The following is an 11,928-nucleotide window of genomic DNA, read 5'->3' as shown; positions in this document are numbered from 1 at the left end:
AGGTTTTCCTATGGATGCTCCCGGCAACATCTCGTGGGGTATTACCGCCACGGCGCTCGTGCTCCTCATGACGCCAGGCGTCGCGTTCTTCTACGGCGGTCTCGTCAAGGCCAAGAGTGTCGTCAGCATGATGATGATGAGCTTCGGCTCGATCGGCCTCGTCGCTGTGCTGTGGATCCTGTTCGGCTTCTCGATGAGCGCGGCGGAGAGCCCGACCGCTTTCGCCGGCAACCCGTTCGCGGACTTCGGGCTCGGCTCGCTCGCGGCAGGTGAGGGATCGAACGTCGCTCTGCTCGGTGTCGCGTACGGCGCGACGTTCGCGATCATCACCGTCGCCCTGATCTCCGGTGCGATCGCGGATCGTGCCAAGTTCGGCAGCTGGCTGATCTTCGCCGGCGTCTTCGCCACCGTCGGCTACTTCCCGATCGCCGCGTGGGTGTGGGGCGGGGGCTGGGTCATGAACCTGGGCACGACGCTGTTCGGTGAGGACAGCGGCATCGCCGTCATCGACTACGCCGGCGGTACCGCCGTGCACATCAACGCCGGTGCGGCAGCGCTCGCCCTGGCACTCGTCCTCGGCAAGCGCATCGGCTTCCAGAAGGGCATCCTCAAGCCGCACAATGTGCCGCTGACGCTGCTCGGCGCCGCTCTCCTCTGGTTCGGCTGGTTCGGATTCAACGCCGGCGCCGAGTGGCTGGCCGAAGACATGGGCGGTGTGGGCCTGATCGGGCTGAACACGCTGGGCGCGACGGCTGCGTCGATCCTCGGCTGGATCCTGGTGGAGCGCATCAAGGACGGCAAGCCCACCTCGGTCGGTGCGGCGTCGGGTGCGGTCGCCGGTCTCGTGGCGATCACCCCGGCCTGCGCGAACCTCACTCCCGGCTGGTCGCTGCTGCTCGGCGCCCTGGCCGGCGTGCTCTGTGCCCTCGCCGTTGAGCTGAAGTTCCGCCTCGGCTTCGACGACTCGCTCGACGTCGTCGGAATCCACCTCGTCGGCGGTCTGCTCGGCACGATCTACCTCGGCTTCTTCGCCACCGAGACCGGCCTGTTCGTCGGAGGCGACGCCCGCCAGCTCGCTGTCCAGGTGATCGCAGCGCTCGGCGTGCTGATCTACGCGTTCATCATCGCCTTCGCCATCGGCTGGGTGATCCAGAAGACGATCGGCTTCCGGATCACGAACGAGGACGAGATCGCCGGAGTCGACTCGGTCGTCCACGGCGAGGAGGGATACGCACTCGTCGACGCGTGAATGCGCGAGGATATCCCGTCGATAGTGTGACGGGGTGAGTTCCTCCAAGAGCATCCTCCGTCAGCTGGCCGACATCGTCCTCAAGTCACTGACGACCAGAACGTCCCGGACTCCGAACCAGGAGCCGGGACGTTCTGCCGCGTCCGAGCCGTACAGCGAGCCGGGGCGCGCGCAGGCGAGCGAGACGGTACGGATCGATCCCGGCGGCATTCGCGAGCTGCGCGTCGACTACTCGCCGAAGAAGGATGGTGCGCCGGACTCCGGAGAGGTGATCTGGACCTGGGTGCCTTACGAGGAGAACGACGGCCGCGGCAAGGACCGGCCTGTCCTCGTCATCGGCCGGCAGTCCGCAGACCGGGTGTTCGCCGTGCGGATGACGAGCAAGGCGCATGACCGAGACCGTGACTACCTGCCGATCGGCAGTGGGGGCTGGGACTCGCAGGGGCGCCCGTCCTGGGTCGACATCGAGCAGCTGTACAGCGTGCACGTGGACGGGATGCGGCGCGAGGCGGCCGTCCTCGATCGCACGCGGTACGACCGGGTGGCCGATGCGCTCGTGAGCCGATACGGCTGGGCGACGCGCAGTTGACGGTTCAGGCGGCCCGGAACGCGGGGGCAGCCGTGAGCGCAGGAAACGCCTGCAGCACCATCTCGACGAGTTCGTCCGCCGGACGCGTCAGGGGGTCAGTCGTCGGGACGGCGAGTTCGAGCTCGATCTCGTCGATCGCCGCAGCCAGCTGTGCGCCGGTGAGGTTCTCGTGGTTGACGGTCACACCGATCACCCTGGTGTCTGCGAACGCTTCGATGAGGGCGACCTCGGCGGAGACCGTCGGCATCGGCATCATCGGGAAGTCGCCGAGGACTCGGCGTCCTGGTGCATGCTGCACGATCACGCCCTCGGGCCGGCTCCCGCGCAGGATGTGCGCGGAGGTGAGGTACGCGGGGTGGCTGAGCGCGCCCTGGCCCTCGACGATGATGATGTCGGGATCCTCGCCCTCGAAGGCCGCGACGATCTGGTTCTCGACCTCGCCGGAGCAGAACTGCGGAACGAGGGCATCCAGTGCCACGCCGTAGCGGCCTCCCTGGATGATCGTGGTCTGGCCGGTGCCGACCATGACGGCCCGGATGCCGCGATCGTTCAGCGCCGTGACCAGGAGGGTCGCCGTCGTGCGCTTGCCGATCGCCCCGTCGGTGCCGAGGACGGCGATCCGGGGGCAGGTCACGTCGAAGATGCGGCCGGAGAACAGATGGAGGTCCTTCTTCTCCTTCGGGCGGCGGACGTCGGTGATCGTGACCGACGCGAGGACTGCGGCCGCTGCGAACTCCGGGTCGTCATTGAGGAACTCGTGCAGGCCGTTGATGATGTGCATGCCGCGCGCGATGCCGTCGAGCAGCACGATGCGCTGCGCGTCGGACAGCAGCCCGTCCGCAGGGGCGACACCGCAGATCAGGTAGTCCGGGATCCGCCCGGCGTGCGAGAGGGCCTCGCGAAGGCTCGCGAGGATCGGGATGCCGTTGGCGCTGCCGTCGAGGAACGACCCGGAGTCGACGCCCGCGTGTCGGCTGTCGATGACGCTGAGGATCTCGTACTTCTCGGAGTGGCGGACAAGACCGTTCGCGGTCTTCCCGTCCTGCTCGCCGAACTGCGCTTCGCAGTAGACGATGGCCGTCGAACCGGCAGGCAGTGCGGGGGAAAGGGGGTGCGCGTACACGGGAATCGGATCTCCTCGGACTCGGACAGAGGAGGCGACGGAGAACGAAATGGCTGGCAACAGCCCGTTGGTCGACAAGAAGTCTTCCCTGATGCCGGCAAGATGCCGACTTCGCTCACCGTAGCAGTGAAGTCTGCGAGTCAAGCCCCAGTCGGGCGTGATCTCTTGCAGGTACTGTCAGGGTTCCGAGGAAAGGACAGCAGATGACAGGCCAGGAGATGACCGATGAGCAGAAGCGCCACGATCAGCTGACCACCGCGCCGGATGCGACCGAGGCCGATGCCGCACCGCGCATGGAGGTCACCGAGCGCGACGGCGTGACGCGGGTCGAAGTGGCGGAGGGCGCTGAGGTGCGTCCCGGTCCGGGACCCGGAATGCCGGAGGCCGACGGCGAAGCCCGCTGAGGCTTCCGAGTCTGTTCCTCGCCCTGTCGCCGTGGATCGCAGCGGTCTTCTCGATGAGAGTCGCCGTGCGCTCAGCGGCGGCGCGGATTCGCCGTCGGGCTCGGACTCGTGCTCCACAGCGCCCAGGCGATCAGGATCGGCTGAAAGAACAGGCGCACGAATCGCTTGGTGTCGGTGTCCAGGCCCGGGGCGGTCCAGCGCCGGCGCCACTGCTGCACGTTGCCGGGGAACACCGCGACGAAGAAGGCCGCCGTCGCCCAGCCGACGCGTCGGCGCTCCCTCGGGAGGGCGACGAGGCTGGCAGCGAGTGCGAGTTCGACGGCGCCGGATGCGATGACAACGCCCTCTTCGTCCAGCCCGGTCGCCTTGGTCGCCCAGGAGGGGATCAGACCGCGGAACCCTTTGGTCTGTGTGAAGTGGAGGACGCCCATGGCCGAAAGTCCCGATGCCAGTGTCCATCGCGCGATGTGCCGGATCATCCGCTCACGCTACCTCGTCACGCGCGCAGCGCCTCGCTCAGCCAGCGCGCGTAGAGCTGCCAGGGGTCGCCCGCGGAACGCAGCGCCGAAGCGTGCGCTTCGAGTTCGGCGGTGAAGGTGAACCACTCGCCGCCCTCGCGCAGCGTCGCGAACTGCCGGTGGCGCTGGCGTTCGATCGTGCGATCGCCGCGTTCGAACGCCAGCAGTTCGTTGTGGCGGATGCTGGCAAGACGCTGGCGCGGTCGCATGCTCGTGCCGATCTTCACCCGCCGGTCGAAACGCAGGTAGTACACGACATCGATGCGGGGGAGCGGCAACTCGGCGTCTGGCGCGTCTCCGTACCGCCAGTCGCAGTCTGCGCACACCCAGGCGCCGGATACGCGTGTGCCCCGACTGCCGCCGCAGAGGTGGCATGATCCCGGCAAGGTGTGGGCGTTGGACACGCGGTGAACGATACCCGCGGATGCCGACATTCGAACGCCGTGAGAGGTGATGGTGTGGTGGGCGATACCGGACTCGAACCGATGACCTCTTCCGTGTGAAGGAAGCGCGCTACCAACTGCGCCAATCGCCCAGGTGACCTGGGGTCGAGAATCGATACTACCGGAACGATCGAGCCGGTCCTGACCAATCCCGAGGACACGCGCGAGATCCGTGTCGAGTTTTGCTCGTCGGGAATCTTCGGCTAATGTTTTACAAGTGCCCGGGACGCCGGAACACGAAATGCGGATGTAGCGCAGTGGTAGCGCATCACCTTGCCAAGGTGAGGGTCGCGAGTTCGAATCTCGTCATCCGCTCGAGTGCAGAGAGTCTCCTCCGAGAGGCTCACGGCACGTGGGGTCAATCCACACGGTGGCGTGGCCGAGCGGCTAGGCACCGGCCTGCAAAGCCGTTTACACGGGTTCGAATCCCGTCGCCACCTCACCGCACAACTGAAAAGCCCCAACGGGCGCGATTGGCGCAGCGGTAGCGCGCTTCCCTGACACGGAAGAGGTCACTGGTTCGATCCCAGTATCGCGCACAGCATGAAGCCCCCGGATTTCCGGGGGCTTTCTTCGTAGACGTCGTCCCTGAAGATGCGCGATTCTGGCATCCAGTCGGCGGAGTGTCAAAGGGTGCGACGAGCGGCGTCGATGCTGTGAGGCTATCGGTCATGTCCGATCCGAACACACCACCAGATGCGCAGCCCGTCGACGCCGAACATTCCGACGTGGTCGACGAAGAACGTCGTGAGAAGCACGACGAGGATGAGCAGGCCAGTCACCTGCTGCACGACGAAGATCTTCCGGACCCGCCGATCGAGCCGTAGCGAGGTCATCCCGTGGTCGTCATCGGCTATCACGCATCGCATGAACAGCATTCTCCGGGGGAGCTGCTGACCCTGGCGCAGCTCGCTGAAGCGGCGGGCTTCGAGTCGGCGATGTGCTCCGATCACCTCGCCCCGTGGACGCGCGGCCAGGGACACTCCGGCTTCGCGTGGACCTGGCTCGGAGCGGCGATGGCGACGACCTCGATTCCGTTCGGCGTCGTCAACGCACCCGGGCAGCGGTATCACCCGGTGATCATCGCCCAGGCGATCGCCACCGTCGAGCAGATGTTCCCGAGACGGTTCTGGGTCGCATTCGGGAGCGGTGAGGCGCTCAACGAACACGTCACGGGCGACGCATGGCCGGCGAAGGTCGAGCGGCAGCAGCGGCTCGTCGAATCCGTCGCGCTGATCCGGTCCCTCCTGGCAGGCGAGCGAGTCAGTGTCGACGGCGCGATTCGAGCGCATGACGCGCGGATCTGGAGCCTGCCTGTGCGAACCTCACCGCTCCTGGGGGCTGCGGTGAGCCCTGAGACTGCCGGCTGGGTCGCCGGCTGGAGCGAAGGGCTGATCACCGTCGGGGCGACGCCGGAGAGGGCCCGCGCGGTCCTCGGGCGCTATCGAGCAGCGCGCGGAGCCGGCGAAGCCCGCCTGCAGATTCACCTCAGCCTCGGGGACAGCGATGATGAGGCTCTCGCCGCTGCACGCGCCCAGTGGGCGCACTCGACCATCCCGGAGGAGCTGTTGCCAGAACTCGACGAGCCTGAGGAGTTCGAGGCGCGAATCGGTGCGTCCGACGAGGCCCTCCGCGAGGCCGTGGTGATCGACTCCTCAACTGAGCGGATGGCGGAGCGCCTGGCTCGCCTCGCCGAGGGGTTCGATCACATCTATCTCAATCATGTGGGTCAGGACCAGCGCGCCTTCCTGCGCCGTTGCGAAGCCGAGCTGCTGCCGGCGCTGCGGGACCTCCTGTGAGCGGCGCGCAGTTCGATGCGGATCCGTGGACAGTCGGGGTCCGCGGCCTGAACATCGAGCATCTCGCCCAGGAGGAGTCGGTGTTCGGCCTGTCCAACGGTCACATCGGCTGGCGCGGAAATCTCGACGAGGGAGATCCGCGCGGGGTTGCCGGAAGCTATCTCAACGGCGTCTTCGAGGAGCATCCGATGCCGTACGCCGAAGAAGGATATGGATATCCCGAGAAGGGCCAAGCCGTCATCAACGTCGCGAACGGCCAGATCATGCGACTCCTCGTCGACGATGAAGCCTTCGATGTCGGACACGGCGAGATGAACGAACACACGCGGACGCTGGATCTGCGCGACGGAGCGCTGACGCGCTCAGTCCGATGGACCTCTCCCGCCGGACGCAGCGTGCACATCGAGTCTTCGCGGATCGTCTCGTTCAGTCATCGCTCGGTGGCAGCCATCCGCTATCGAGTGCACGCCATCGATGAGCCTGTCACGATCACGCTCCTCTCCGAGATCCTCGCCAACGAACCGCTCCCGATCACCCATGACGACCCGCGGGTGCAGGAACTGCTGGCTGCTCCGTGGACGAGCGTCGATGCCGCCGTGCTCGGAACTATGGCCACGGTCTCACACCGCACCAAGGCCAGCGGCATCCTCGCGGCCGTCTCGATGGACCACATCGTGGCCGCTTCTGGAACGGGGGAGCCGCAGATCCGGACCGAAGCCGGTGATGACCTCGCCCGGACGACGATCACGGTGACGCTGGAGCGCGGCGAACACCTGGAGGTCGTCAAGATGGTCGGACACGAGTGGTCTGACACGCTCGGGGCGTCCACGCTCCGCGACCGGGCGGAGACGGCCGTGGCCGACGCGCTCCGCGTCGGATGGGTGCGGCTCCTCGGCATGCAGCGCGAGCGTCTCGCGGAGTACTGGGCTTGTGCTGACGTGCAGCTGGAGGGGGCCCTGCGTCTTCAGCAGGCGGTGCGGTTCGCGCTGTTCCAGGTCTTCCAGGCGTCCGTGCGGGCCGAACGGCGTTCGGTCCCTGGCAAGGGACTCACCGGTGCCGGCTACGAAGGTCATACGTTCTGGGATTTCGAGGCCTTCGTGCTGCCGGTGCTGACGGCGACGTCGCCGGACGCGGCGAAGGAGGCGCTGCGATGGCGCCACTCGACGCTGGAGCATGCCCGCGAGCGGGCCAGGCAGCTGCATCTGAAGGGCGCCGCGTTCGCGTGGCGGACGATCGACGGGCGGGAGAGCTCGGGGTACTGGCCCGCGAGCACGGCCGCGTTCCACGTCAACTCCGCGGTCGCCGGTGCAGTGATCCACTACGTGCGCATGACCGGCGATGAGCCGTTCGAGCGGGAAGCCGGGGTCGAGATCCTCGTCGAGACCGCACGGCTCTGGACATCTCTCGGCCGCTGGGATGAGCTCGGGAAGTTCCACATCGACGGCGTCACCGGCCCCGACGAGTACTCGGCGATCGCAGACGACAATCTCTACACCAACGTGATGGCCGGCATGAACCTGCGCGGCGCGGCGGCGGCGGCGCGCCGGCACGCCGACATCGCCAGCAGCCTCGGGGTGACAGACGCTGAGACCACTGCATGGGACGACGCAGCAGCCGCCATGACCGTGCCATACAACCAGCGACGGGGCGTGCACTCGCAGTCGGTCGGCTACACCGATCATGCCCGCTGGGACTTCGAGCACACCGGCTCGGAGGACTACCCGCTGCAGGATCACTTCCCCTACTTCGACCTGTATCGCAAGCAGGTCGTGAAGCAAGCAGACCTCGTCCTCGCACTGTATTTCGCACCGGACATGTTCAGTCTTCCCGAGAAGGCGGCCGCATTCCGCTACTACGAGGCGATCACCGTCCGCGACTCGTCGCTGTCGTCGACACCGCAGGCAGTGATCGCGGCGGAGGTCGGCCATCTCGGGCTGGCTTCCGACTACCTCGCCGAGTCCGCCATGATCGACCTCGATGACCTGCACGACAACACCGAACAGGGGCTGCACATCGCAGCCCTGGCAGGAGTGTGGACGGCGCTCACAGCCGGTTTCGGCGGTCTGCGCGACAGCGAGGAGGGGCTTCGGTTCCGCCCGCGGCTACCACCGCAGGTGCCGAGTATGAGCTTCGGTCTCCAGGTCCGTGGGCAGACCCTGCGACTGACCATCACACCTGCCCGCACGACATACCTGCTGCGGGGCGAGCGCCCATTGACGGTGCGTCACTTCGACGAGGAGCTGAGCCTCGAGCCCGGTCGCCCCGTGGTCGTCGACACACCGCCGTCGGCGGACCCCGGGCCTCCGCCTCAGCAACCCGTCGGACGAACGCCGCGCAGGTTCGAGGACGTCCTCGCGATCGTCGAAGAAGGCGGCTGAGCATACGCCGCCTCCACGCGGTGCGCCACCCTCGCGCAGATGTTCGGTGGGTGTTCTAACGTCGCACGGAAGACAACGATCGGAGCAGAGATGTCGAACCCCATGGATGCGCAGAATGAGGAACGTCCGACCATCGTCGGCACCGACCCCGACATGAACATCGGCGATGAAGCTCCCGCCTCGGAGGAGCGCGCGGACGAAGAGGATGACTCGGACGCCGATGAGATCGACATCGAGGACCTTCCGTAACGGATTGCTCGCTCGTGGGCGCACCGTCATCGGATGGGGCAAGGAGGCGACAAACGGCGACCGGCTGATCCTCGCGGCAAAGACCGCGGTAGCCGCCGCGATCGCCTGGTATCTCGCGCCGTTCGTCCCCTTCGCCGACAGCGAGTACTCTTACTACGCCCCGCTCGGCGTCCTGGTCAGCATGTATCCGACGGTGGTGGGCTCCGCACGAGCCGGATTACAGGCACTCGTAGGACTGGCACTCGGCATCGTGCTGGGCCTCGGCGGGCTGACCCTGGTCGCCGCCGGTGCGCCTGGGATCGTCGCGGTCGCCATGGTCATCGCGGTGGGCATCGCGCTAGGTGGCATCGAAGCGCTGGGCGACGGCCGGGACTGGGTTGCCATCGCGGGCCTCTTCGTCCTGCTGATCGGCGGCCCCGCCGGCGACGAGTTCACACTGTCTTACCTGCTCACCATGGCGTTCGGCGTCGTGGTGGGTATCGGGATGAACCTGATCGTCGTCCCACCGCTGTATCTGCGACGGGCATCCGAGCAGCTGACGATGCTGAGGGAGCGGGTGCGCGGCACGCTCGATGAGCTTGCCGATGCGCTTGAAGAGGATCCGGTCGATCCACGGCGGATCACGGACGCCACCAGCGACCTGCCCACCATGCTCTCGACCGTCGAAGAAGAGGTGCAGCAGGCTGATGAGAGCAGCCGAGCGAACCCTCGCGGCAGGCGCCGACTCGCGGACAAAGAGCTCAACGAGCGTCGGATGAGGGCGCTGGAGCGCACGGCGAACGCCACACGCGATCTCGCCGCGGCGCTCGTTCAGGTGGCCGATGAGGACATCGTGCCGGATGCCGCGATCCGCGGCGCTCTCGCACGAGCGGTCCGTACCTGCGCGGACATCGTCGGAGCCGCCACAGACGACCCGCACGCGGAGGAGAAACTCGCCGGCGCATCCGACGCGCTGAACGCGCTGCTGGAAGAGCTCGGCCGGCGTCGAGACACGGATTCGCGATACACCACGGCGTACGCGTACGCCGCCGCTGTCTGCGTACGCCGGATCGTGCTGGCATCCGAGGACTTCGTCGTCGCCTGAACGGCGCAGTCGACCACCGCGGGGCGAGTAGCCTAGAGGGCGACCCAGATGGAGTGACCTGTGCCTGAAATCGACGAGTCGAACGCCGCCGCACGCGACGGCTTCGCCCTGTTCTCTGACCGATCCGTCGTCGCGATGCGCGTGAACGGCGAACTCAAGGATCTCGCGGCGACTGTGACCGAGACCGATGAGGTCGAGCCCGTGACGATCGACAGCGCCGACGGCCTCTCGATCCTGCGACACTCCGCCGCGCACGTCCTCGCCCAGGCAGTGCAGCGCATCAACCCGCAGGCGAACCTCGGCATCGGCCCGCCCGTCACCGACGGTTTCTACTACGACTTCGGTGTGGACACCCCGTTCACCCCCGAAGACCTCAAGGCCATCAACAAGGAGATGCAGCGCATCATCCGTGAAGGCCAGCGCTTCACGCGTCGCGTCGTCACCGAGGACGAGGCACGCGCCGAGATGGCCGGCGAGCCGTTCAAGCTCGAGCTCATCGACCTCGCCGGCGGTCCCGGTTCCGGAGCGGATGCCGCCGAGGGCGCATCCGTCGAGGTCGGCGCGGGCGAGCTTACGATCTACGACAACGTCACCAAGGACGGCGAGGTCGCCTGGAAGGACCTCTGCCGCGGGCCGCACCTGCCCAGCACCCGCATGATCGGCAACGGGTGGGACCTCACCCGCGTCGCGGCCGCCTACTGGCGCGGCAGCGAGAAGAACCCTCAGCTCCAGCGCATCTACGGCACCGCGTGGCCGACCAAGGACGAGCTTAAGGCCTACAAGGAGCGCATCGCCGAGGCGGAGCGCCGCGACCACCGCAAGCTCGGCGTCGAGATGGACCTGTTCTCGTTCCCCGACGAGATCGGCTCGGGACTGGCGGTCTTCCACCCCAAGGGCGGCATCATCCGCTACGAGATCGAGGAGAACTTGCGCCGCCACCTGCTGCGCAACGGCTACGACGTCGTCAACTCCCCGCACATCACCAAGAAGGATCTGTTCCAGACCTCCGGGCATCTGCAGACCTACGCCGACGGCATGTTCCCGCCGATGCACCTCGACGAGACTGTCGACGAGGACGGCAACATCACCCGTCAGGGCCAGGACTACTACCTGAAGCCCATGAACTGCCCGTTCCACAACCTCATCTACCGGGCCCGCGGCCGCTCCTACCGTGAGCTGCCGCTGCGCCTTGCCGAGTTCGGCACGGTCTACCGGTATGAGAAGAGCGGAACGCTCTCGGGTCTGACTCGCGTGCGCGGGCTGACCCAGGACGACGCGCACATCTACGTCGCCCAGGACCAGGTCAAGCAGGAGCTGGAGACGAACCTCAACCTCGTCCTCGATCTGCTGCGCGACTACGGTCTGAACGACTTCTACCTCGAGCTGTCGACCAACGAGGAGGGCAACCCGAAGTTCCTCGGAGAGCCCGAGCAGTGGACGAGCGCCATCGAGACGCTGCGCGAGGTCGCCGTGGCATCCGGTCTCGAGCTCGTCGCCGACCCGGGCGGAGCCGCTTTCTACGGCCCGAAGATCTCCGTGCAGGCCCGCGACGCGATCGGCCGCACCTGGCAGATGTCGACGATCCAGCTCGACTTCAACCAGCCAGAGCGGTTCGAGCTCGAGTACACCGGCCCCGACGGCCAGAAGCACCGCCCGGTCATGATCCACCGCGCGCTGCTCGGTTCGGTCGAGCGCTTCTTCGCGATCCTGCTCGAGCATTACGCCGGTGACTTCCCGGTGTGGCTCGCGCCCGTCCAGGTGGTCGGCGTGCCCGTTGCCGAGCAGTACGGCGAGTACCTCGACGGCATCATCGCCGAGCTGCGCCAGAGCGATGTGCGCGCCGAGGTCGACCACTCCGACGACCGCATGCAGAAGAAGATCCGCAACCACACCACGCACAAGGTGCCGCTGATCCTCATCGCCGGCGAGCAGGACAGGGAGGCAGGCACCGTCTCGTTCCGTTTCCGCGACGGCACGCAGGAGAACGGTGTGCCGGTGGCGGATGCCGTCGCCCGCATCCGTCAGGCGATCGCGACGCACGCCCTCGTGCTGAAGGCCGGGGATCTGGCATGACCCTTCGACAGGCTCAGGG

At 67.0% G+C, this 11,928-nt stretch carries 12 protein-coding genes and 4 tRNA genes; 12 read left to right on the top strand and 4 right to left on the bottom strand.

Annotated elements, in window-relative coordinates:
* The first annotated feature begins 10 nt into the window (after window positions 1-10).
* Window positions 11-1,249 carry an ammonium transporter gene (locus MAE01_RS06370; protein WP_147038717.1) on the top strand — a complete coding sequence of 413 codons (1,239 nt, stop codon included), beginning with the start codon at window positions 11-13 and terminating at the stop codon, window positions 1,247-1,249.
* Window positions 1,250-1,283: 34 nt separating this feature from the next.
* Window positions 1,284-1,838 (top strand): type II toxin-antitoxin system PemK/MazF family toxin, encoded by a 555-nt coding sequence (locus tag MAE01_RS06365; protein ID WP_147038716.1) that lies wholly within the window; start codon window positions 1,284-1,286, stop codon window positions 1,836-1,838.
* 4 nt (window positions 1,839-1,842) lie between these two features.
* Here MAE01_RS06365 and MAE01_RS06360 read toward each other — a convergent pair whose 3' ends face one another.
* Window positions 1,843-2,961 (bottom strand): N-acetyltransferase DgcN family protein, encoded by a 1,119-nt coding sequence (locus MAE01_RS06360; protein WP_229718188.1) that lies wholly within the window; start codon window positions 2,959-2,961, stop codon window positions 1,843-1,845.
* A gap of 203 nt (window positions 2,962-3,164) precedes the next feature.
* On the opposite strand from MAE01_RS06360, the gene MAE01_RS06355 reads away from it, so the two are divergent.
* Window positions 3,165-3,365, top strand: coding sequence for a multidrug transporter (locus MAE01_RS06355; protein ID WP_147038715.1), 201 nt, complete (start codon window positions 3,165-3,167; stop codon window positions 3,363-3,365).
* Window positions 3,366-3,436: 71 nt separating this feature from the next.
* On the opposite strand, the gene MAE01_RS06350 is transcribed toward MAE01_RS06355, so the two are convergent.
* The 3 genes from MAE01_RS06350 to MAE01_RS06340 all read right to left on the bottom strand — a co-directional run bounded on the left by MAE01_RS06350 (window position 3,437) and on the right by MAE01_RS06340 (window position 4,418).
* Entirely contained in the window at window positions 3,437-3,844 is a 408-nt protein-coding gene (locus MAE01_RS06350; RefSeq protein ID WP_147038714.1) for a DoxX family protein, read from the bottom strand.
* A 17-nt stretch (window positions 3,845-3,861) separates the two neighbouring features.
* Window positions 3,862-4,317: a GIY-YIG nuclease family protein gene (locus MAE01_RS06345; protein WP_147038713.1), complete on the bottom strand. Its 456-nt coding sequence runs from the start codon at window positions 4,315-4,317 to the stop codon at window positions 3,862-3,864.
* A gap of 25 nt (window positions 4,318-4,342) precedes the next feature.
* Window positions 4,343-4,418, bottom strand: a tRNA-Val gene (locus MAE01_RS06340).
* 151 nt (window positions 4,419-4,569) lie between these two features.
* Here MAE01_RS06340 and MAE01_RS06335 point away from each other — a divergent pair.
* The 9 genes from MAE01_RS06335 (at window position 4,570) to thrS (ending at window position 11,909) form a co-directional block, all read left to right on the top strand.
* A tRNA-Gly gene (locus tag MAE01_RS06335) sits at window positions 4,570-4,641 on the top strand.
* Between the two features lie 54 nt (window positions 4,642-4,695).
* A tRNA-Cys gene (locus tag MAE01_RS06330) sits at window positions 4,696-4,766 on the top strand.
* Window positions 4,767-4,793: 27 nt separating this feature from the next.
* Window positions 4,794-4,865: transfer RNA gene (locus MAE01_RS06325), tRNA-Val, on the top strand.
* 132 nt (window positions 4,866-4,997) lie between these two features.
* Window positions 4,998-5,153, top strand: a complete 156-nt coding sequence (locus MAE01_RS15915; RefSeq protein ID WP_186806141.1) for a hypothetical protein — start codon at window positions 4,998-5,000, stop codon at window positions 5,151-5,153.
* A gap of 12 nt (window positions 5,154-5,165) precedes the next feature.
* Window positions 5,166-6,125: a TIGR03557 family F420-dependent LLM class oxidoreductase gene (locus MAE01_RS06320; protein ID WP_147038712.1), complete on the top strand. Its 960-nt coding sequence runs from the start codon at window positions 5,166-5,168 to the stop codon at window positions 6,123-6,125.
* Window positions 6,122-8,503: a glycoside hydrolase family 65 protein gene (locus tag MAE01_RS06315; RefSeq protein ID WP_147038711.1), complete on the top strand. Its 2,382-nt coding sequence runs from the start codon at window positions 6,122-6,124 to the stop codon at window positions 8,501-8,503. Before MAE01_RS06320 ends, MAE01_RS06315 begins: the two co-directional genes overlap by 4 nt.
* 90 nt (window positions 8,504-8,593) lie before the next feature.
* Complete coding sequence (locus MAE01_RS15910; protein ID WP_186806140.1) at window positions 8,594-8,752, top strand: hypothetical protein; 159 nt, start codon at window positions 8,594-8,596, stop codon at window positions 8,750-8,752.
* Window positions 8,753-8,756: 4 nt separating this feature from the next.
* Window positions 8,757-9,836 carry an aromatic acid exporter family protein gene (locus MAE01_RS06310; RefSeq protein WP_147038710.1) on the top strand — a complete coding sequence of 360 codons (1,080 nt, stop codon included), beginning with the start codon at window positions 8,757-8,759 and terminating at the stop codon, window positions 9,834-9,836.
* 135 nt (window positions 9,837-9,971) lie between these two features.
* Window positions 9,972-11,909 carry a threonine--tRNA ligase gene (gene thrS / locus MAE01_RS06305; protein WP_229718215.1) on the top strand — a complete coding sequence of 646 codons (1,938 nt, stop codon included), beginning with the start codon at window positions 9,972-9,974 and terminating at the stop codon, window positions 11,907-11,909.
* Window positions 11,910-11,928: the final 19 nt, after the last annotated feature.

The sequence above is a fragment of the Microbacterium aerolatum genome (assembly GCF_007988825.1).
Taxonomy (GTDB): domain Bacteria; phylum Actinomycetota; class Actinomycetes; order Actinomycetales; family Microbacteriaceae; genus Microbacterium; species Microbacterium aerolatum.
This window is presented reverse-complemented; position numbering and strand designations above follow the sequence as displayed.

Bases quoted from the DNA above. Each gene is read 5' to 3' on its own strand.
- MAE01_RS15915 (WP_186806141.1), top strand. From the start codon at position 4,998: ATGTCCGATCCGAACACACCACCAGATGCGCAGCCCGTCGACGCCGAA.
- MAE01_RS06370 (WP_147038717.1), top strand. From the start codon at position 11: ATGGATGCTCCCGGCAACATCTCGTGGGGTATTACCGCCACGGCGCTC.
- MAE01_RS15910 (WP_186806140.1), top strand. From the start codon at position 8,594: ATGTCGAACCCCATGGATGCGCAGAATGAGGAACGTCCGACCATCGTC.
- thrS (WP_229718215.1), top strand. From the start codon at position 9,972: ATGCGCGTGAACGGCGAACTCAAGGATCTCGCGGCGACTGTGACCGAG.
- MAE01_RS06345 (WP_147038713.1), bottom strand. From the start codon at position 4,317: ATGTCGGCATCCGCGGGTATCGTTCACCGCGTGTCCAACGCCCACACC.
- MAE01_RS06350 (WP_147038714.1), bottom strand. From the start codon at position 3,844: ATGATCCGGCACATCGCGCGATGGACACTGGCATCGGGACTTTCGGCC.
- MAE01_RS06355 (WP_147038715.1), top strand. From the start codon at position 3,165: ATGACAGGCCAGGAGATGACCGATGAGCAGAAGCGCCACGATCAGCTG.